The sequence below is a fragment of the Serratia sp. DD3 genome (genome assembly GCF_000496755.2).
Genome location: NZ_AYKS02000034.1, coordinates 18711 through 40483 on the forward strand (window position 1 = coordinate 18711; position 21773 = coordinate 40483).

The following is a 21773-nucleotide window of genomic DNA, read 5'->3' on the forward strand; positions in this document are numbered from 1 at the left end:
TGCTTAATAGACCGGATAGACGGCAGTAACTTTTCCTTCAGAGGTGAACGTAACGGTATTATTTTCCAGTTTGATGGCAAAGTTCCTGTCATCACAGGTGCCGCTATCGATTTCTTTATAGGTTTTGAGTCTTTTGTTGACCAGATAGAAACTGCCGGCAGGACAACTGGTACCCGCATCCTGCCATATCACAGCATTGTCACCCTTTTCAGCGACAAGCTTGTCACTCACATCACCAAAATACGAATAGGTCTGATACTGATTACCAATATTATTCCAATGCTCAACCTCTGCCAAATTGACCTTGGCAGTGGCTACGCTCGAAAATACCCATGAGAAGCCGATAAGTAATACGCTGATTTTACGCATGATATTCTCCATTGATAAGCTAAGTGTATAGTTGTTTATCCGGGGCAGTTGAAAACCCGGTACCTGTTTTATTGTCAGTGAAATAAACATCGTCTCCCTGTATCGGGATGCGTGAGTTACCCACGTTGAGGGAACACGCGTTGGATGAGTGCATCTACCAATCCCCCCATCAGCAACGAGGTAACAAACAAAGCGCCAATCCGACCGACCCGCACCGCCCAAGGCGAGCAGGCGTCTTTACGCATTTGTTCAGCCATGGCCCCCTGAGCTTGGTAGACGCTAAACAAGGTCGCGATAATTCCTGTGGCTGTCGCAAGGTGACGAAATACAGACATGGTGATGCTCTCTTTAACCTTTAGGTGATATCTATTGACCCGATTCGGTTGCGGTCAACGCCTTGATATATTGAAAATGCGGTAATGCTGTTATGAACTTCTCTTCGCTAATGATGTTATTGATAGCCTCCTTTTTGACGAACGTGCTGATGGTCAGCGTGATATCGCTCAGGTGATGCATGTCAAACACCTGAATGATGTTGTTGATGGCAGCACACAGATACCAGTCCCCGGCAAAATAAATCAGTTTGTAGGGTTCTGCGGCTGAGTGTTTCAGGCCTTCGTAAACAAAGCGGATAATGCGGTTCTCCACAATGGCCTGGGTAATGACATAAAACCCGCCGAATAACGATGGCAACCGCTTGGGGGGCGCGTTATAGACGATGTAGGGCGAGTCTAGCTCTTTGTTGAGCAACACGGACAACAGCTTTCTATCCAGTGCGGGAAAGAACTGCTTCACGTCAGTAATGCTGGCAAACTGGATGATGTCCCTGTCGGTACGAAAGGGGCGCTGCGAGTCAGCCAAACGATAGCAGCCCTCACGGTGATCCATATCCAGACCGACCAGACGTGTGTTGAAATCCCGGTCCAGTGTACGTAACGAGACATTGAACTCCCGTGCCAACGCAGCCACGGAGAGGGATTCGCCATTGAAGAGCCGACTGATGATGGAGGCCAACCGGTAGGCGAGCCTGTCATGGCGACGTTCCTGTGCGGACATAATTGATTCCCTGAGTGAAAGGTTCCCCTGCACGACCGTACAGGGGCGCGGGTTATTGTTGTGCGAGGTGTTTCTGGCGTAGGTAGGCCACGATAATGCAAGCCGGTACGGTGACCCGGTAGGCAGGGCCAGTAACGTCGGCAATGAGCCAGGCAGAACTGAGCGTCAAGCCAATGGGGCCAGCCAGTACGGTCAGTGCACGTTGTGCAACAAAGTAGGCCCCTATCGTGGCAATTCCACCCAAGGTATTGATGATATTAATGGCCAGCAGTGTGGCCAGCTCCAGCGCAGCCATGCCGGAGGTGCGAATGGCCGCCTGTAGCGCCATCAACACCAGTTGAGGTGTGGGCTTGGACAGATTGAGCTGCATGTCATGAGATAACTGCTGCAGTTCCTCTTCGGTCATTTCTGCCAGGCTTTTCTCCATCACTTTCAACAGCATGTTCAGTTCTATCGTTTCAATGGAGCTCTCCTTGCTGAAGTTGACCTTGAGCTTTTTACACGCATCCGTCAGCAACTCTCGGTAGAGCACGCCTTTGTTGAGTCGAGTCAGTGTCGCCAGACTGTTGGCCCCAAAGGCCTGCAGTTCGGCACCGATGGCCGTCCAATACTTCTGGTGGTCGGGGTAAAACAGCGTGTATTCCGGGGTGCTGGTCAGGCTTTCTGACCAGCGCTTTTTGCCGTCTTTGGTATCGTGGGTGAGCACGGAGACCAGTGCGCTCAGGTCGTCGTTAGAGCACTGCCCTAAAAATGTCAGGTCGGGGTCGATGCGGTAGGTCGCCATGGTATTTCTCCTGTGTTGGCCGTATATCGTGAACTGGCGACTACTGTAACGGAGGGGCCTGACAGGGTATGGCGGTCAAAACGGTGATTTTCCTGACACCGAGGGGCTGAATTGGACAGGGTGTGACGCGGCAGGTAAGGAAAAAGTGGCTCAGTCCTTGTGCAAAAAGGCGGCGCAGGCCAATGCGCCCGCTGACCGTACTGCCAGATAATCCAAGCTACCGCTGACCACGCCACTCAGCAGTGGCACGAGATGGCTCGCATGGGCAGTCGGGAGACGGCCAGCCAGTCGAGTGGTCAGGTGTGTGGCGGTTTTTTCGGTCACCTGCTCAAGGGCCTGTGCTGAAATCTGTTGGAACAGATAGGTACCATATGCCTGCAAGCCATCTTTAGCGACAGTGCCGCCGAGGCAGAGATAAACCAGATGGCGGGTATGCAAGTCGTGGACATCCTGCCCACCCAGTAAAGCGATGGCAGCAATCAACCTGAGCTGTAGCAACAGTGGCCCAACCAGGCTGGCAGGTAGCGTAATGGGAAGTGTTACTATGCCTCCCACACCCAGCATAAATCCGCTGGTAGCCGCTTTGGCTGATTCCCAGCGAACCAGACTCAGGGCGGCGCTTTGTGGGGTTGAGAAGGTATTGCGGTACTGCTCTGCCAATTGATAGGCGGAACTGATGCCAGGGCCACCTTGTAGGGCTTTGGTGTATAAAGCCTCCAGCCAGCGAGATATCGGCGGAGGGGATGATGTCTCATCGTGCATGATAGGACCTGTTTCATTGAGTGGAAAACACACGCTACGGTTAATACTGTGGCGTAATTCCCTTCAGTGATATAGGTGTGAAAATGTGTTGGTTTAGCACTCAGGTATTAAATAATTGCGAACCAGTATTTGACCTGGTTTTATCTTGGTAGCATCTATGTCACCACCAGATTGTAGGCGGTTTTTCATACTCAAAAATGAGCAAGCTATAAAAAACCTCTTCCCTAAAAAATAGCTTTATCGCGAACAGTTAAAACTTCATCATCTGGTCATAATAGAAGCCTATTGCTTCACTCAAAATGCCCTCTTCATTGACATCAAATTTCATTGCTATTTCACGAAGTAATTTAGCATCAGATTCACTGAGAACGGGAAGCGTATGATTCTGTGCTTTTTTTACAGTTTTCTTTGGCGCTTTGCGTGCTTTATGCTGCGACCAAGCCTTTAATAGCAAATTCATCCTGCCAGGGAAATCGGCATTTTCTAGACACTCAAGATAGATATGCGTGATTAATGCAGGCCGGTTGTCATGATGCGTGATTGGCATTAACCCATTTCTTTTCACCGTCCCTTTCTTTCTAAGATAATCAAGTGAAAAGACTATTAATTCATCGCTTTTTGTCAGGTTCTTTATATTTATTTTATGTCGACACTCTTCTTTTGTGTTTTTATAATCCTCGAAAATAGAATCCAGATAGTTGATGCCTATTTCACTTGGGAAAGGTAGTTTTTCAAAAAATCTCACCAATGAAAAATAGCGGTTTAAGTGATCTGGTGAAAAATCGCGAACCCCAAGCAAGTCGATTGCTGCCATTTCATTTCCATCACCAACCTTGTAATTATAACTATTATAGAGATCCACTGGCTTTGATGACAGAATATCTTTCCACTTTATATTTATAATGAGTACCCATAGGTAATAGCAAGCCTCTTTGTCTTTTTTTAACCATGCCATTTTATTTTTCGGGAAAACATCTTCTGTTAACTTTGTATTTAACTCTATGAGTTTATCCAGAGACTTATCTTTGTATGTTCTGTACATCTCATTGGCGACACAAAACGCCATACTTTCTATTGATCTTACCATTTTAGCGAAATTCATAGCTACGCATTTTTCTTTTAGTGAAAACATTACCTTAGACAATGTCATGTGGTTAAATGTTGCTGCAACTCGTTTAAGTACATCAATGCGATTAGCCGCGTTTTCATTAAATAAAAACTCTTTTTTATATTCAAGAAAACCTACCTTTGCTCGGCCCCTCATCTCACTGAATGTCATAGCTTCCACCTGTTAATCAATGCTCAATCCCCAAAATGACTTTATATCAAAGAAGGTCACGTGTCGATTCAGTTGTTAAAAAATGAAATAATCCAGAGATTTTTAGTGGTTTTTATGTATTAAAAGTAATGATTTTTAGTAGATAAATCGTGGTTTTTATCATTTAAAAACCCCATAAGAATGGCTGATTACATGCATTTAAACATGAACTAAACTCTAAATAATTCGCTTTACAGAAAAATGGAGGCAACATAGTTCTCCATGAACCAGCTCAAACAAGTGACCAAGAGGGGGGTGAGGCTTGAGTTATGATGGGGATATAAACAGAAAATGAGTTGATAAAATTTCAACAGAAATGTACTGGTTGTATGGGTGTACATATATCCACCCTATCATTTTTAATGAAATCGCAACCAGGCCATTAAGCAATTCAGGTTATTTTTTACTTGGCTGACTGATGTGATAGAGAACTTTGTGGCGCACTGGCATAAATCAAAATGCCAACTGACGTTGCCGCAGTCCGTTCTCCATTCACTCATCACCATGGAGAAAAATAACATGTCATCCCCTATCAAAAGTCTGTTGAATGACCAGTTTGTCGATATGGCGTTTATCGTTGCCCATACCGGCATGACGGATAAATGGTTTTATAAATTGATTGCTCTTGGGCGCTTTCCGCCTGCCATAAAATTTGGCCGTCGTTCACGCTGGCTGAAAAGTGAAGTGTTAGCCTGGGAAGTAGAAAGAATAAGAGAATCACGTCCGGACTATATTCCTCCAGACTATCAAGAATTGCCTACTGTCGGCCTGTAATCATCAACCTCACCTTCTGTATTTTCCAACTCCGGATTTTCGTTAATATTTCCAGCAAGAAAGCACACTAACTTACCATGCTGATTCTTTTTTGTTTTCTCTTGCCATAGGGTAAAGGATATTGCTAAAGGATATCCATTGACCCTAAGTGATGGTGTGGTTATTTAGGGATTCTATATTATTGAATTGATATTGATTGAGTTATGCCATTGGATTGGTAATTACATTGGCACTATTGGATTAACATTTATTCAGTTATTCAACCCATCCAATTAACCCTTGAACGAGTGAAACCGTCAGACTGAGTCAAGTCATTAAACTTGGGTTAAACTCAATCAGAGCGCGAAGCACCTTGCGAATTAAATCAGCCCTAATCTCTCACCAATGGTTGTAAATTTAATCTGCACTGCCTGCCTATACAGACAGTCGTCAGAATAGCATGTCACCTTATAACGCAGAGTGACTGGTGATATTTTTTAATACACAACCCACCATCCACTTCAGCAATAACGCAGAGTCGCTCATGACTCTGCTTTCCACTCATGACTCTTGGGATATATAAACATGACCATGAATTATGAAACATACCTGACACTGTCGACCAGCATCAATGAAGACGAGGCATCGTCTATACACGTCACCCACGATGTCAATTATCTTGAGGAGCTACTTTATCTCTTCAATGAAACACAATACATCGCCAAATCAGACCGAGATGAATTCAGCGTACATGTCGTTCCATCCGCCCAGTACGCATCATTAAAGCCTACTGCAACAGGAAAGCGGATATTACTCGCTCTGAAGCGATTGCTATCACTGAATGCTTTAAACGATGAATGGCGTGAGCCTCACCCCACCTTGACGTTATTCCATCAACTGGCGAGTCAGCACAACATTCAACAGCATCTGGCCATGACTGATAACACACCAGAAGCGATAACACAGTTGGCAGAGCGCTTGAATACCTTTATTCGACAATTCAGGTCTGGGCTGAAGACACCGTCACACAAGCGTCAATCTCGCCAATACCAACGTGCAGCCAGTAAAAATCTGTGCGGTGCCCTTCGGTACACTGACGCCCTGTTTGAACAGCACGCCAGATTGCTGATTGTCCGGGTTGACCTGTCTTATCGCAACGAGACCAAAACGACAATCACCACCGAATTGGCCCGTCAGCATCGCCAGCGTTTCTTCAAGAACCTGCAGGCACATCGCCTGTTTCAGGCCTGTGTGGGGTATGTCTGGAAGCTTGAATACGGACGCTACAGGGGCTTTCACTATCACCTCCTGGTGTTCTATGACGGGGCCCGGGTCCGGCAGGACGTGACGCTGGCACGGTTGCTGGGCGAATACTGGCGTGATGTCATTACCGCAGGGGCTGGGCATTACCACAACTGTAATGCTGATAAGGCACGTTATCGCTTCCCGGGCATTGGCCTGCTTCACTATACCGACACAGCCAAGCGGCAGGGATTGAACATCGCGGTTCGCTACCTGTGCAAAGTCGATACCTACGCCCGCCTGGCGTTGCCAAACGGTGCCAGGTCCTTTGGGCGGGGGGAGATGGCTCAACCCTCAGCCGTTCGTCGTGGGCGTCCCCGTTCGTCCTGAGCATTAACCGGCGACCGCCACCTGCAGCAACTACCGCATTCCAGTTAATTTTTATCTCCATGACCACGGATATGAGAAACACCTTCTTCACCCTTCGTGTTGCTGGATACTCCACCCCTCAATGAAGTACCCAGCGCACATTCACCACAAATCTGCCTGACAGGCCCCTTACAGGCATAAATCATGAGCGCCTTTATGGATAATCAATATCAGAAACATTTTAAAACCGATAAGTACCATGCCCATTTGCAGCTCGCCACCTCACTACTGCAAACACAGGAGTCAGGCTCTGAAACCCTATTACCCACCCACGACTACGACACTCTGGACAATATTTACGGACGACTACAGGCACTCCAGCGCCTGGTCCAGCAAACGTCGCTAACCACCTTTCCCAATCACGACTCATTAGCCTGCTCTAATGCCTTAAAATGCAATTTGAGGTTAACAACCCCAGGACAAGCCGCTCTGTTGGCAGAAAATCTGCCACCCTACCGTAGACTTCACCCCACACTGGACCGCTTCATCCAGATGGCAAAGCGATGCCACGATAGCTACCTGCAGCACAATGATAACTGCGCCATTTATCACCAGGACACCGCTGAGCAGGCTAATTGGCTGAAGCGCTTATTCTACGACTTTCGGGAAAGCATCGAGACGGTGAGGCACCTGTATCAAGTACAACAGTTCTTGATGAAAAACGAATTCCATCGGCAAAAAGCGCGGCGCGTGATTGATTCGCTACTGCATCAATACAAATCACTGATGATGGTGGGGCTTGACCTGAGCTACGCACAAGCAGTCAAAGACAACATTTCACCGGAGCAGGTTCGCCAACACCGACGCCAGTTGTTGGCCATGCTGCACAGCCATCCGCACTTTCGCCATTGCGCAGGATATACCTGGAAGCTTGAACACGGCCCTATCAAAGGATTCAGCTATCAGTTGCTGTGCTTTTTCAACGCCGCGCAGGTGGACCTCCAGACCCGTATCGGCGTGGATATCGGTACCTGCTGGCAGGCTGTTACTCAGAAAACAGGGCAATCCTTCTGCCGAAGAGACCTTCAGGACGATTACGCCTATCCAGGATTAATGATGTTTTATCAGAGCGACACTGCAGCACCGGAAAAACTGTACCGGATACTCGATAACATGACACAGACAGACACCTACGCCAGTCTGAACCTACCCAATCAGTGGCGTACCTTTAGCAGTGCAATGGTGGTACGGTCGATAACAACACCGCGACCACCATCGGTGATGCCTGAAAAGCCCTCCGCCCCTTTATCATTGACACAGCCCAAAGCTGAACCTATCCCGCTGCCACCGCCAACGGTAGATACAGTTTTGGGGATTAATCAAACACCGTCAGCACAATACGGCATTCTCGGCGAAGCCAATGGCAAGACCATCGGTGTGGACCTGAACCATCCTCAAACCATCTGCGCTTTCGGTCTGCAGGGAAGTGGTAAAAGCTATACGCTGGGCTCGCTCATCGAGATGACCCTGGCCAGTATCGACAATATCAATACCCTGCCCGCCCCACGGGCAGGGGTTATCTTCCACTACAGTACAACACAGGATTACGCTCCCGAGTTTACCTCCATGGGGCAAGCAAACTCGGTAGAGGCGGATATTGCGCGGCTGAGAGAGCAATACCGGGCTACACCACAAGCACTGAAGGATGTGCTGATTCTGACACCGGCCAGCAAGGTGGCGCAGCGACGGGAGGAACACCCAGACATTCCCGTTCTCCCCATCGCGTTTTCTGCTGCTGAACTCAATGCATCACATTGGAAATTTTTAATGGGTACGGTGGGCAACCCAAGTCTGTATGTGCGTCAAATCAACGGTCTAATGCGCACACTGCGTGGTGAGCTCACACTTGAGACATTACGTGAGGCCGTGAACGAGTCCGAACTTGGCACGCAGAAGAAAAAAATGGCACAACAGCGCCTGAATTTTGCCAGTGAGTATATTGATGACACTCAGCGTCTGCAGACGCTGTTACGACCAGGGCGACTGATTATTGTCGACCTACGTGACGAGTACATCGAGAAGGCCGAGGCGTTGGGTCTGTTTGTCGTAATGCTGCAAATATTTGCTGAAGCCACCTGGCAGGGTGAGACCTTCAGCAAGCTGGTGGTATTCGATGAAGCTCACAAGTACATCAGCGATGACGGTCTGGTAGCGGGCCTTGTAGAAATTGTTCGTGAGATGCGCCACAAGGCTACCAGTATTCTGGTGGCATCACAGGACCCGCCGTCCGTTCCCGTGGCACTGATAGAGCTGTCGACACAGCTCTATCTCCACCGCTTCAACTCGCCCGCCTGGCTGAAACACATCCAGAAGGCCAATTCCGCCCTGCGGCACCTGGAGCCTGAAGACTTGAGCCGCTTAGCACCTGGTGAAGCCTTCGTGTGGGCAAGCAGGGCAACCGATGCGGCCTTCACGCGGAGCACCGTCAAGGTCAACTGTCGCCCGCGGGTTACTCTGCACGGTGGTGGTACTCGTACAGCTACTGGCATATGATTTAGGTTATCACCATTTACGTTGCAAATTAGTATCAACTGACACCACACTGGTAGGCTTTGCGACGATGTGGTGTCAGTTGTACTAAATTTCTTGAGCCTTACGCGGTTCTCTAAAATTCCCAACATAAAGCTCCATTAAATTTAGCCCTTTACTGAGATAACCTAGTACAAGCTCCCCTCAGTGTCAGCATAGTTGTTACCCCCTTCTAAACATAGATCCAGAGGGCGACGGAGTGACAAGTGAAACGAATTTCTTCAGAACGTAAAGTCAGCGTGTTGGCAAAATTACTGCCCCCTTACAATATGACCGTCGCAGCTGTTGCACAGATGGAAGGGATATCGGAAGCTACTCTCTACAATTGGCGTAATCAGGCTAAAACAGAGGGGAAACCGGTGCCCGGTGCAGAGAAAAACAGTGAACAGTGGCCTGCCGAAGCGCGGCTGGTGGTTATCGTGGAAACCGCCACATTGAGTGAAACGGAAATCGCAGAATATTGCCGTAAAAAGGGGCTTTACCCTGCACAGGTAGTGCAATGGAAACAGGCCTTTTTGCAGGTTCCTTCTCTTGATGATAAAGCCGCCCTCAAGCAAAGCCAGAAAGAAAACAAGCAGTAGAAAAAAGAACTGTAGTTGCTAGTCTCCTTTCGCCGAGAGTTTCGTCTCCAATAAACCCAATACTATCACCAACAGTGCACAGCCATCTCTTTGTATTTTATTACATTTTATAAAAAGTTGGTACATAATGAAACTAAGTGTCGCTTATAGTCTGTACTGAAAAACCAATTATCTAAGAATTTCTGCCTTGGAAGATATCTTCATCTAAGAAAAAAATTAGATATTTCACTTCTTGATTTCATCATAATTTTTATGTAAAAATCATGAAGTGATTATTTTAAAGGGTTCCATCTATGAGCGTTCCACAATGCAGGACCTTTTCTCCGCAGGATTCCCAGGCTTGCTTGACGAAAATGGGGATTGATGAACAAGACATTATTGATGCTCTAACCTCAGCGCTTTACGAGAGGCGTCGCACAACCAAACTACACCCTGTTATTGATGGTGGTTTTCGATTCTGGAGTGAGTTGGTCGCATCAATGCGCAGCGTATTAATTTCCAAAGATTGCGGTTGGACAATGGTACGTCAGAATCGCATGGAACTCGTATCCAACCCGACACATGGCGTCAATCTGATCATCACATCAGGGGATAAAGATACAGGGCTAGCTGATGGATGGCCGAAAACTAAAAATGCGAAAGGTGAAGCAACAATGAGTATCGTGAGCAGTAACTCCGATACGATTGAAATGTTCCCGTCAGAACATCCTATGCACTCAACAGATGGCCTAGCTCTGCTGCCAGTTTCTTCTGCTGACAGCACTAGAACATATATCGTGCTTTACTACTACGATGCAGGCAAGCAAGAAATCCGCTGTGAGATTTCTTTCCCCGTAGGCATGAAGATGGTGAATGGTTTCGCGAAAGTTAATTACTGGAGCGAGAGGTTAATTATCAATCCACTACCATTTGATGGCGCTGACATCTTCCCAGAAGAAGATTTCACGGATGATGTTTCTATTTCTATTGAAATGAAATGAAATGAAATGAAATGAATACAAACGATAAAGAAAACAGGCGTCTGTTTAATCCTTCCAGACTAAAACTGGCACGTATCCGGAGAAAGTTAACCCTGAAAGAGCTTGCCGAAGTAACTGGATTATCTTCACGCATCATCATTGAATATGAAAAATCATATTGTCTGTATGAACCCACTCCAGCCACTGTAGCTGCTTACTCAAAAGCACTGCATTATCCAGAGTCGTTTTTCTTCGGTGATGACCTTGAAAGTATAGATCCATCTACGGTGTCATTTCGCTCGTTACGTAGGACTAAAGCTGTCGATCAACATGCAGCAATTGGTGCTGGAGGCCTCGGGGTTATTGTTGCGACTTATTTTAACACCAGATTCAATTTACCAGTTCCTTGTCTCCCTGACATGAGAGGCACAGCTCCAGAGGCTGCGGCTGAAGCTCTGAGGGAAGAGTGGCATCTTGGGAAGAAAAGTGTTCCTAACATGGTTCATCTCCTGGAAAAGAATGGCGTTAAGGTATTTTTCTTGTCAGAGAACACAGCTGATATCGATGCATTTTCATTCTGGAAAGACAGTATTCCTTACATTTTCCTGAATACAAAAAAAACAGGTGAAAGAAGTCGTTTTGATGCAGCTCATGAACTTGGGCATTTGGTCATGCATCGCCATGGTGTATTGCAAGGAGCTGACATTGAGAAAGAGGCTGATGCATTTGCTTCCGCATTCCTTATGCCAAAAGAGAACGTACTTGCAGTTAAAATGGCTGTCCCAACATTGGATAAGATTATACAGCTTAAATCGAATTGGCTCGTCTCAGCTATTGCGCTTATCGTTCGTATGCGGAACCTTTGTGGTTTATCAGAGTGGCAGTACAACAGCCTCATGAGAGATGCTTCTGCCAGAGGTTACCGTTATGGAGAGCCAGGTGGAATCGAAAGGGAAAGATCGCTCATCATTGATAGAGTTTTATCAATGCTTCAGGCTGAAGGTGTAACATTGCCTGTGATTGCCAAAAAACTAAATATTCCGCTGGATGAGCTATCTAGCCTGTTATTTGGTGTTGCGGCTGTCGAGGGTGGCGGGTATTCTTCACCTGCTGCGAAACCAACCCTCAAACTTGTATAACCTTTTCAGGCCCAGTAGGGCCTACAATATTTCAACTAAAGCTATATGAAACAGTTCTCAGGGTTGCGGGAGAGCCGGTAAAGGCCCTCCTATTAAGTCATAAAAGAATAATTCCTATAATCCAGATTAGAGGTATATCCTTCTTGCATTGATAATAACTCTACTAGTCATCACTTAATTCCACTAGTAGAGTACAAAGCTCAGATATCTTTGCAAACGCCTGTTGAGGTGTGCCGCAGTAGTACACATAATTATCATCGTTACAATCCCAATCGGCTTGATTAAAACCCTCTAATTCATTAAGAACAGTAAAGTCGCAAAAGCGCAGAGTACTCTGCAATTCATATGGAAAAGGGGATGACCCATCGCGATAGAACAAAAGGCAATATTGGTTGCGACTGTAGGATATCTCTAACTCAAACTCCTGCTCATTTAAAAATAAGCCGTTGAAGGCCAAAAAAGATATATCCTCACCACTACGAACACTTTTATATTCTATTTTTTTGAAAGGTGCAGTATTTATTCTGCTATCTCTCAGCTCCAACTCTAGGAATTTGGAGTAAAGCTCGCTATGGTAGTGATTCCGTTGAGACTGGTGTAACAGAATGACTTCATCAGAAGTCCTCACAATAAAACCCTGATTGCTAAGCCCTATTAGTTTAGGCTTAGCAATCAACATGAAACGCCAACCAAATGGGCATTCGGTCAACGCCTTAGTACAAATAGCTTCTAGTCCCCCTCTTAAGTCAGATGGATCAAAAGCGGGATCATCAAGCACATCTTTGACATACTGTTGTTGCTGATTCCACGAGTCATTAGGCTGCAAAGAGAGCCTCATAAATCGTCGCCAAGAATTGTCACGAGCCATGTTATTGTTAAATGTACGAGTACTGAGCAGATTAAATCGATTTGCACTGGATCTTGTGAGATAATCACCTTTTGAAAGAACAGCTCTTTCCCAAGCATAATTAATAATACTTCTACGGAGTCCAATTTCAGTAAAAACTACAGAACCACACATGGCGTAGTATTTGAATTTCTGAAAGTAGCTTTCATTAGCATCCTGCCATTCAACATTACCCTGTTCATAAAAATAGTCGACAATTCCACTAAATTTTAATGCAAAACCAATCTGCCCCCTGAAAAACTCATGACATTCCAGTTCAATAATAGCTGTACTCCACTCAGAGGTTTTCATAATTAGATGAGCTTTCAGTCTCTCTTCAAATATTTGAACAGTAAGGAAACCTTTTATTTGCACATCATTAATTAGCAAATTCAAAATATTGCCATCCATTTTGGCCAACTCACTGATAGACAGCAATGCCTTATGGTAATCATCTATAGTGTTAAAAATAGTGTTCTCAGTGAGGTTGAAAACGACTCGCATCCAAGACAATAATTCAGAGCCCATTTTACCATTACCCACCCCGGCATAAAAAGCATGAAATCTCAGTTTTTCTGCAAAGCTTGAGTTGTTGGTGATAATTTTCTTGAATATAGCATCTTCATCGTAGTACTTATTTTTTTCCAGATACCTCGATACACCTGAGCATAAAGTGGAATTACCCTGCAAAACATCCAATTGTGCTATTAAATTAATGATTAGTTGTTGGGATAGATCCCCATTTTGCTCATACTCCATCAGGGATAATTGATTGACTCTACCGCCTAAACCAAATAGCCGTTGCTGCAAAATATAACTTCCTCTTGAATCCTTCAGCATCAGAAAGTTGGCAACACTCAGGGCAATAAAGTTCATCAGTTCATCATCGAACGTGTCATCTTTCGTTGCAACGTTTCGGTAGCACCAGAACAAATCCGTCCAATCCGTATCAATCTTATGAATGAAATACTCATAGCAAGATACAGGCGCATCCTTAAAACACAATCGATACTCCGGCCATTCCCCGGTAAATGACTTAATTATTTTTTCCAGTCTCGCCTTAAAATTTTCAAAATCCGTCAGAGGTTTTCCTCTAGCATTCATTTTTATGTAGAGATCATCCGTAAGTTTAAACTCAGCAAGATTCAGAAATCGAAATGTAATGATTGGGTATTCTCTATCTGTCAGCTTGTCAAAATAATCTGTGTTCTCAGAAAATTGGCGATGAATCGCATCCAGCATCGTCAACATTGAACGAATAGTAGGATCATTTTCCCATGACAAATAAAACCACGCCTTGTCTTTGATCGTTTTACTCAAACACTCGGCACCGTACTCCCTTAATAACGTACTGAAATCGATATCATTAGTGACCAACGCATTACAAAACTCTCTCGAACTGCTCCGCGTTTCATAGGTAAAGTGGGAGCATCCTCCCGTACTCAATACCTGCCGGAATGACTCTACCTGATCGGAAATTTGTGCAAGATACCAGTGTAGTAAGAAAAGTGTCGTCAATCTTTGCTGACCGTCCAACGGTATAAAGCAATCCCGACCATTAACATTATCAGTCACACTTCCATAAACAAAATCCAAATCCCTGAAAGGTTCTCCCTTCTCCAGATAGTCGTGCAAAGCCTGCAGAAAAGTTTCCCGAACCTCTTGGGCTTCGCCTCTCCCTTGAGCATAATCCCGTTGGATAATAGGGATCTCTACCTTCATGTTCTTTTGTTCAAACAACTGATAAAAACTGAGTCGTTCACCCGAGCTTGTATTGTTTTTTTCATCACTCATTTTCTTCTCCTTCAGGTAAATACTCCTTCAAGACTCGACATATTTCCATCAGATAATCCTTAGCATCCAACTCTGTCCAGTGCATAAACTCGGTTACAGACTGACTGTAATATTTTAAAAAGACGTTCTTAGTACAAATAGGGACAAAAATCCCATGCTTATCATTGTCTATGATGCGTTCACGTTTGATCGTAAACAGCGCATTTTTGTAGCTTCGGTTGGTTGAATGGTCTAACAGAGCTAGGTTGCCTAGTTGGTTTACCCAAGATACTTCACCTTGCTCGAAGTAACTGACAACTTCAGTGTAGAATGTGCCAAATTCATCATCACCGATACGATCCTGAGCTAACAGTTCAACTGCCTTGACAGCATACTTTTTCTCCTTTTCCAATGAAGCATCTTTAAAACGGCTTCCATTAAAATAATTTTTAATATCCGTTAGCCATTCCAAGCGAGCAGTACCAGTAGGAGTCAAGCCGGTTTGCGATCTAATATGTTCAATATCCCATTTTTCTTGCTTATAACGATCAAAAGGAAAACGAATGTCAGCTTCTTTAGTAGACAATAATGTTTGAATATTGAATAACAGGAGCAACTTTTTGATGCGTAAGTCGCTATACTCAAGCTCTTCCAATGTAGTGGCACAATTAACTTGTCGGCGGATGCGATCTTTTAAATAGTTTTTGAAATCCGTTTTCGTTGAACCCAAACGTTCCGATTCAGCCTTTAACTCAGCAACTTTTTCACCGCAATCCACTAAGAAACCGATCAAGTGGTACAGCTCTCGGTCATGAAACCATTCATCAAAGGTTAGGAAATAACGTTTAACCCCTTGCCAAAGATTTTCAATAACGACCGTACCAGCTTTGAAATCTTCATGAAATTTATGGAATGTGAAAAATGCCTCGTCACTAGACTTTTTCCTCTTCATTAAATCGAAGATGTATTCAATCCGAGTTGAATAACGCTTGCTTGAATCGCTGATAAAATACCAGAATGCAGGCTCCTGCAGCCTCTTTTCTATAGCATCCCATTCAGTTGCAATCTGCAACTGCTTCAATCTCGCTTGGTCACTATAAAAGTGGTTTTGTTGCAAAAATAGTGCTTTAACCAACTCAGCATTGGTCAGAGGAATCTTACCAATATTAATACGGGAAAAAACATCAATGGCATAATCATTATTAGCGCACTCTTCACTTAAGTCATACCAAATCACCTTTACGGAGCGTTCATCAGGCGACTTGGCCAATAACGTCGCTAGCAACTTGTTATTGTCATTATAATCTTTTTCAGAGAACCAATTTTGAATAGCTTGGTATGCCTGAGCCATATGAAAAAAATCAATATTGTCAGTATCGGACTGCTCATGAATACTCTGTAAAAATGCTTCACATTTAGGGCGTGTCTCATAATGCAACGTATACAAGTTTTTTTTGTAAGCATCAGCCAAAGGCCGTCTTAGGTGCTCTTGCTCTAAAAAATACAAAATAAGATAAAGCGTAGTTAACCTTTGCTGTCCGTCCACAACCTGCCAACGATCTTCCTCTCGAACCACAATCACAGGCTGAAGACAATAAAATGTAGAGTCGTTACCCCCAGCCAGTTGACTGAACTCCCAAATATCATCCAGTAGTTCCTTCACCTGGATAGCACCCCAGCGATACCCTCGCTGATAAGCGGGGATGTAAAACGCTTCCCCTAAAACTTCATAGATGTTGCGGAGGCAAAGCTTCTCAGATGGTTGTGTCCTATCCATTTCGGTTAAACTTCCCAGTATGTGGTTGCCAAAGTATTTAGCACTATAGCAGAGCGAATTCACGTTGGTACCGTCGACTGTTTCTACATCATAAAAAACCTATCGGTCAGTAAAGTATTGGCTTGAAAATGGTGCAATCGATCTTTTTCCCTATAACAGGGACATCTTTTTGTGGTGCGTCGAAGCTCGGGCAGATAACAGCGACTGACATCGTACCCTGAGGTCAGCAAACATCCGTTTGAGACGCCGATTTTCATCCTCAAGGTCCCAACCTAAATCTAACGAGCTCAAAAGTAAGAGCCAATTCATCTGTTAATGAAACGCCACGTATTGCTCAGCAGTGGGCTGAAGTCATCGAAGAGTGCCGTCAGGTTAGGGCTGGAAGTGCCGAGCGTCTGCGTATCGCCTTGTTGTTACCAACAATGCAAAGCTGGGTCTTCCGCAACCTAGGTGGAAGAAAAACAATGAAACTTTTTAGTTAACAAGGATCTAAGCTGTTTTAAGTTATGGATAACGAGATGCCCTCACTTAAGACACTTTTGCAGCTACCTTGTGGATGGCAATCCAGCCGACAAATTATTAGCTCTGATGGGCTCACCCTACATCTCCGTGCCACGCGTAAAACAGCGCAATGCCCTGAATGTCTTCAGCGCAGCAGCTCTGTTCATAGTTGCCGTCGACGACGGAGACAGCATCTTCCATGCTCAGGCCAGACACTCTGGTTAATCTTTACCGTCCGGCACTGGTACTGTCGTAACCCATCCTGTTCACGCAAGATCTTTGCTGAATCGCTGGCTCCCTTTGCTGGCCCACAACAGCAGTCTTCGACATTACTGCAAAATATGCAGCATCAGTTGGGATTAATTGCCGGCGGAGAAGCAGGAAGACGAGCGGCAGTGGCATCAGGGATGCAGAATTGCGCAAAACGATGGGCTGGCTACCGGCACCGATTGCAACCAAATCCTGGTACTGCGTGTTGTGCCAGAGACACTACCAGGGTAAAAAACACTGCACACAGTAAAAAGGTAGCGTCGAATATATGCGTGGTGTGAAATGATGTATAGTGATGCATAATGGTGCCAACAAAAAAACTGACGGAGACTAATTCATGGCTCGCATCCCCATCAACGCTGACAAGAAATCTGTCAGAACCTCAGTTATGCTATCTGAAGATGTTCATTCACAAGTACAAGCGCTAGCTGAGGCTAACCAGGTTTCGTCTGCATGGATCATACGCATGGCTGTACAATGTTTTCTAAATGAACATCATGGGAAATCACAGCTACTGTTACTTCGGTCCATCCGACAAGGTTCAGAATCACAATGAGTAATGACATCATCCTTCGTAAGCTGGAACGACTGCAGACTTCGGCAAAACCTCGTGTTTTGGACCTTTTTGCTGGCTGTGGTGGGCTATCCCTTGGCTTCGAAGCCGCTGGTTTCGAAATTCGCGGAGCAGTGGAGTTTGATCCCGAAGCAGCAAAGTCCCATGGCATAAATTTTCACAATGGCGCTGAAGAACATAGTACTCCTATCGATATTACAAAAACTTCACCGACTGAGTTATGTTCTCAACTGGAGCTCGGTACTGTTTCAGATGCATTTGATGTAGTTATAGGGGGCCCGCCATGCCAAGCTTTTGCCCGTGTTGGCCGTTCTAAGTTACGTGAAATAGAAGAGCATCCAGAGGCATTTATTCATGATCCTCGAGCTCAGTTATATAAAAAATATTTAGAGTATGTTGATGCTTTCCAACCATTAGCTGTCCTCATGGAAAATGTACCCGATATACTGAATCATGGCGGACAAAACATTGCAGAAGAGACCTGCGAAGTTTTAGAAGCAAAAGGCTACATCTGTGGCTACACATTACTGAACGCCGCGTTTTATGGTGTTCCTCAGATGCGTGAACGTATGTTCTTGATTGCATATAGAAAAGAAATTTCTAGTGAAGTTTCTTTCCCAAAACCGACGAACTGGTTAGTGCTACCACCAGGGTATGAAGGCTCTCGCTCTGTTGCCCTTAAAACATTACGCGGCCGCTTAGATGCAACACATTCATATATAGAACCGCCCGCAGCTTTAGATGATCTACCTTCAGTGGTTACCGCAAAAGATGCATTAGGTGACTTACCAGAAATTAATGCTCGTGAATTACTAGCAACTGGGGCCATTTCACGTGGAGCTCGCCGTTTCGATACACCTGTCGACTATAGTACCAAGAAAGCATCCGCATATGCTGATCTAATGCGAAATTGGCCAGGGCATGAAGCCCCCACTGATGGTATAAGAGATCATGTAATTCGTTTTTTACCTCGAGATTATGAGTTATTTTCCCGGATGAGTCAGGGTGATCAGTATCCTGAAGCTTATGCACATGCTGTTAATATGTTTAAAGAACGTTTAGCTGCTGTGCAAACCAATGGAAAAAAACTCATAGAGGGAACTGCCGAATACAAAGCATTATGGGACTCAATTGTTCCGCCTTATGATGCTAGCAAATTTCCAAACAAATGGCGCAAAATGTGGGATAACCAACCAGCACGAACACTTATGGCTCACTTAGGTAAAGACGGTTATAGTCACATTCACTATGATAGCAAGCAAGCACGAACGATCTCCGTACGCGAAGCGGCTCGTTTACAGTCGTTCCCTGATGGGTTCCGTTTCAGCGGTACAATGAACCCTGCATTCAAACAGATTGGAAATGCTGTTCCACCTTTACTAGCTAAGGCATTAGCTATGCACATGATGAAAACACTTAAAAATAAAGAAAAAGGTGCATCAGATGAGTCTTGAAGAACGACAACAAAAATTCCTAAGTGAAGTACAAAAACACTTTGGAGCTACAAAGGCTACCCGCACTAATAAGCTTTTCGGAGTATCTAATAGTGCAAAGATCGTTGAAGGGGGAATGCAGATTGGAGTGGCAAACCTTCAAGCAGTCCGAGATGATGCTGAAGCTTTCATTATTGCGAGTGTTATGAAGTTTCCTCCAGAGGATGAGGTTTATTTTGCAATTCTCGTTCGTAAAGACAAAGCCAATTTTCTTACCCGTCTTGCCGATATGAAACGCCTAGGATTAGCTTGTAAAGCTACAGGTAAAGGGCAGGATGATGATAGTCAGGAGGAATCAGACTCAAGCGAATCAGATAAAACTTTTAAATATAGTGACAGAAACAACTTAGTGTCGCTCTACTTAGCACAGGATGGGCAACTCTGGATGCGTAATGCTGGCTTCTGGAACAGTCTAAATTTTGATCTTTCTCAATACGAACCCGCTGTAACAATAGATGAGATTGTTATTGCTCTGCATCCCCCTACAGCTTCTGCTAGACGTAGTTTACTAGCAAGAGAATTTATCGGATGGCTCGGTACACTTGTAGGTAGGGGAAAAATTCGCGAACTAACAGTATGGCATGATGTAGTGGCATTGAAACCTTCAATGCTCCGCATGCCTTCATCCGTGTCAATCAACGAGATCGAGGACTCTGTTAAAACTCTAGGAGGACACTATCCGAATGGAGAAGTAAGGCGCTTTCATGCAGCACTAAACTTCCTCGATCATAAACATTTCGTAATACTTTCTGGTTTGTCAGGCACAGGGAAAACACAACTTGCATTGAAATATGCAAGAGCTGTTCATGGACTAAAAAATAGTGAAGATATTGACCCTTTGCTCTTTGAATGCCCAATTCGACCGGAATGGACTGATCCTACAGGTCTAACAGGTTATTACGACGTACTGACAAACCGATATGTTGTGCCGACCTTTCTTGAGGCAGTTTTAGTTGCGACTGCACATCGTGAATCCCCAGTATTTGTTGTACTTGATGAGATGAACTTAGCCCGAATAGAATATTATTTCTCCGATGTACTATCCTGCATGGAAACTGGAGGGAGCCTTCAGTTACATTCTAATAATGTCCCCCTGGAAGGCAGCACAGGAACTAGCATCCGTGCGGAATTACCGTTGCCAACAAATCTTTTCATAATTGGTACCATTAATGTTGATGAAACAACTAACCCAATTAGTGACAAGGTATTGGATAGGGCATCTGTAATCGATATGTCTACTGTAGATACTTCGGGTTTCTTAACACTACTAGCGACTCGTTATCCAAATCTTCGCACTGCATGTGCGATATCGGAACCTAAACTAACAGAAATCCATGAAATAATGCAGCAGTATGGGCTTGGATTTGGCTACCGACTCATAGAGGAATTCGTTCGTTATCACGCATTTAACATTGAACATATTAAGATAGAATCTTCAGATGTTACAGACCAGCTCTTAGTACAAAAAGTTCTAGTTAAATTACGTGGAGCCGAACGGCAACGCCAACTACTCAAAAGCCTCGAGAAAATTTGCGAAGGATTGCCTCAAGCACAATCCTATATTCGAAAATTATTAAGTGATCTAGACGATTTTGGCTCTTTCCAAGCGATGTGATCTTACCCAGCAATAGTGGACACGGCACTAAGTGAGTAAACTCTTAACCCAGAGGTGACTCATGACTAAAACATCAACAACGAAAAACAAGCCCCGTAAACAACATACGCCCGCCTTTCGTGACGAAGCACTTAAGCTCGCCCAACGTATTGGGGTGGCCGCCGCTGCGCGAGAACTCGGTCTGTATGAATCGCAAATCTACGCTTGGCGTACTAAGCAACAGCAAAACCTATCTGCTTCTGAGCGTGAACAGACTCTTGCTACTGAAAATGCCCGCTTAAAGCGCCAATTAGCCGAACGTGATGAAGAGTTGGCTATTCTCCAAAAGGCCGCGACATACTTCGCGAAGCGCCTGAAATGAAGTATGTCTTTATCGAAAAACATCAGGCTGAGTTCAGCATCAAAGCCATGTGTCGGGTGCTCCGTGTCGCCCGCAGTGGCTGGTATGCCTGGCGTCTACGTCATCATCAGATAACCCCGCGTCAGCAGTTCCGTCTTGTCTGCGATGAGGCCGTTGGAAAGGCATTCAGTGACGCAAAACAGCGGTATGGTGCGCCACGTCTTACTGATGAGCTTCCAGCGTACAACGTCAAAACCATCGCCGCTAGCCTACGTCGTCAGGGGCTGCGCGCAAAGGCCTCGCGCCGGTTCAGGCCGGTCAGTTACCGTGAGCATGGTTTGCCGGTGTCAGAAAACCTGTTGAAACAAGACTTTACCGCCTGTGGGCCGAATCAGAAATGGGCGGGTGACATTACCTACTTGCGTACAGATGAAGGCTGGCTTTACCTGGCGGTGGTGATTGACCTGTGGTCGCGAGCCGTCATCGGCTGGGCGATGTCCTCGCGGATGACGGCACAACTGGCGTGCGATGCGTTGCAAATGGCGTTGTGGCGGCGTAAACGCCCGGAAAATGTCATTGTTCATACAGACAGAGGCAGCCAGTACTGTTCAGCGGATTACCAG

General features: G+C 45.2%; 17 protein-coding genes and 2 pseudogenes. 11 read left to right on the forward strand and 8 right to left on the reverse strand.

Annotation, left to right across the window (positions count from 1 at the left end; all coding sequences use genetic code 11):
• Positions 1 to 3: 3 nt before the first annotated feature.
• From IO95_RS05985 to IO95_RS06010, 6 genes are all read right to left on the reverse strand, one after another.
• Positions 4 to 369 carry a hypothetical protein gene (locus IO95_RS05985; protein ID WP_023491181.1) on the reverse strand — a complete coding sequence of 122 codons (366 nt, stop codon included), beginning with the start codon at positions 367 to 369 and terminating at the stop codon, positions 4 to 6.
• A 116-nt stretch (positions 370 to 485) separates the two neighbouring features.
• Complete coding sequence (locus IO95_RS05990; RefSeq protein ID WP_023491182.1) at positions 486 to 704, reverse strand: hypothetical protein; 219 nt, start codon at positions 702 to 704, stop codon at positions 486 to 488.
• 31 nt (positions 705 to 735) lie between these two features.
• A complete protein-coding gene (locus IO95_RS05995; protein ID WP_023491184.1) occupies positions 736 to 1425 on the reverse strand; it encodes a YafY family protein in 690 nt (229 codons plus the stop codon).
• 52 nt (positions 1426 to 1477) lie between these two features.
• Complete coding sequence (locus IO95_RS06000) at positions 1478 to 2209, reverse strand: DUF3944 domain-containing protein (protein WP_023491185.1); 732 nt, start codon at positions 2207 to 2209, stop codon at positions 1478 to 1480.
• A 150-nt stretch (positions 2210 to 2359) separates the two neighbouring features.
• A complete protein-coding gene (locus IO95_RS06005) occupies positions 2360 to 2971 on the reverse strand; it encodes an EcsC family protein (RefSeq protein WP_023491186.1) in 612 nt (203 codons plus the stop codon).
• 250 nt (positions 2972 to 3221) lie between these two features.
• Entirely contained in the window at positions 3222 to 4250 is a 1029-nt protein-coding gene (locus IO95_RS06010) for a hypothetical protein (protein ID WP_037383999.1), read from the reverse strand.
• A gap of 558 nt (positions 4251 to 4808) precedes the next feature.
• Here IO95_RS06010 and IO95_RS06015 point away from each other — a divergent pair.
• The 6 genes from IO95_RS06015 to IO95_RS06040 all read left to right on the forward strand — a co-directional run bounded on the left by IO95_RS06015 (position 4809) and on the right by IO95_RS06040 (position 11921).
• Positions 4809 to 5063 carry an AlpA family transcriptional regulator gene (locus tag IO95_RS06015; protein ID WP_023492888.1) on the forward strand — a complete coding sequence of 85 codons (255 nt, stop codon included), beginning with the start codon at positions 4809 to 4811 and terminating at the stop codon, positions 5061 to 5063.
• Positions 5064 to 5627: 564 nt separating this feature from the next.
• Entirely contained in the window at positions 5628 to 6674 is a 1047-nt protein-coding gene (locus IO95_RS06020; protein WP_081878512.1) for an inovirus-type Gp2 protein, read from the forward strand.
• Between the two features lie 183 nt (positions 6675 to 6857).
• Complete coding sequence (locus IO95_RS06025; RefSeq protein ID WP_023491999.1) at positions 6858 to 9206, forward strand: inovirus-type Gp2 protein; 2349 nt, start codon at positions 6858 to 6860, stop codon at positions 9204 to 9206.
• Positions 9207 to 9448: 242 nt separating this feature from the next.
• A complete protein-coding gene (locus tag IO95_RS06030) occupies positions 9449 to 9823 on the forward strand; it encodes a transposase (RefSeq protein WP_037384028.1) in 375 nt (124 codons plus the stop codon).
• 293 nt (positions 9824 to 10116) lie between these two features.
• On the forward strand, positions 10117 to 10803 hold the full coding sequence (locus IO95_RS06035; protein WP_037383996.1) for a hypothetical protein: 687 nt from the start codon (positions 10117 to 10119) through the stop codon (positions 10801 to 10803).
• Between the two features lie 11 nt (positions 10804 to 10814).
• A complete protein-coding gene (locus IO95_RS06040) occupies positions 10815 to 11921 on the forward strand; it encodes an ImmA/IrrE family metallo-endopeptidase (RefSeq protein ID WP_023492399.1) in 1107 nt (368 codons plus the stop codon).
• A gap of 163 nt (positions 11922 to 12084) precedes the next feature.
• Here the strand turns inward: IO95_RS06040 and IO95_RS06045 are convergent, their stop codons facing one another.
• Together IO95_RS06045 and IO95_RS06050 are read right to left on the reverse strand one after the other, a co-directional pair.
• Positions 12085 to 14601 (reverse strand): DUF262 domain-containing protein, encoded by a 2517-nt coding sequence (locus IO95_RS06045; protein ID WP_037383993.1) that lies wholly within the window; start codon positions 14599 to 14601, stop codon positions 12085 to 12087.
• Positions 14594 to 16357 carry a DUF262 domain-containing protein gene (locus tag IO95_RS06050; RefSeq protein WP_037383990.1) on the reverse strand — a complete coding sequence of 588 codons (1764 nt, stop codon included), beginning with the start codon at positions 16355 to 16357 and terminating at the stop codon, positions 14594 to 14596. Before IO95_RS06050 ends, IO95_RS06045 begins: the two co-directional genes overlap by 8 nt.
• Positions 16358 to 16863: 506 nt before the next feature.
• Between IO95_RS06050 and IO95_RS24690 the strand changes: the two are divergent.
• From IO95_RS24690 to IO95_RS06075, 5 genes and pseudogenes are all read left to right on the forward strand, one after another.
• Positions 16864 to 17271, forward strand: a pseudogene (locus IO95_RS24690) (transposase family protein); the annotation flags it as partial.
• A 245-nt stretch (positions 17272 to 17516) separates the two neighbouring features.
• Positions 17517 to 17684: a CopG family transcriptional regulator gene (locus IO95_RS26415; RefSeq protein ID WP_152554896.1), complete on the forward strand. Its 168-nt coding sequence runs from the start codon at positions 17517 to 17519 to the stop codon at positions 17682 to 17684.
• A complete protein-coding gene (locus tag IO95_RS06060) occupies positions 17681 to 19156 on the forward strand; it encodes a DNA cytosine methyltransferase (RefSeq protein WP_037383987.1) in 1476 nt (491 codons plus the stop codon). The genes IO95_RS26415 and IO95_RS06060 overlap by 4 nt, the downstream gene beginning before the upstream one ends.
• Positions 19146 to 20810 carry an McrB family protein gene (locus tag IO95_RS06065; RefSeq protein WP_037383983.1) on the forward strand — a complete coding sequence of 555 codons (1665 nt, stop codon included), beginning with the start codon at positions 19146 to 19148 and terminating at the stop codon, positions 20808 to 20810. Before IO95_RS06060 ends, IO95_RS06065 begins: the two co-directional genes overlap by 11 nt.
• A gap of 61 nt (positions 20811 to 20871) precedes the next feature.
• Positions 20872 to 21773 (forward strand): annotated as a pseudogene (locus IO95_RS06075) (IS3 family transposase); the annotation flags it as partial.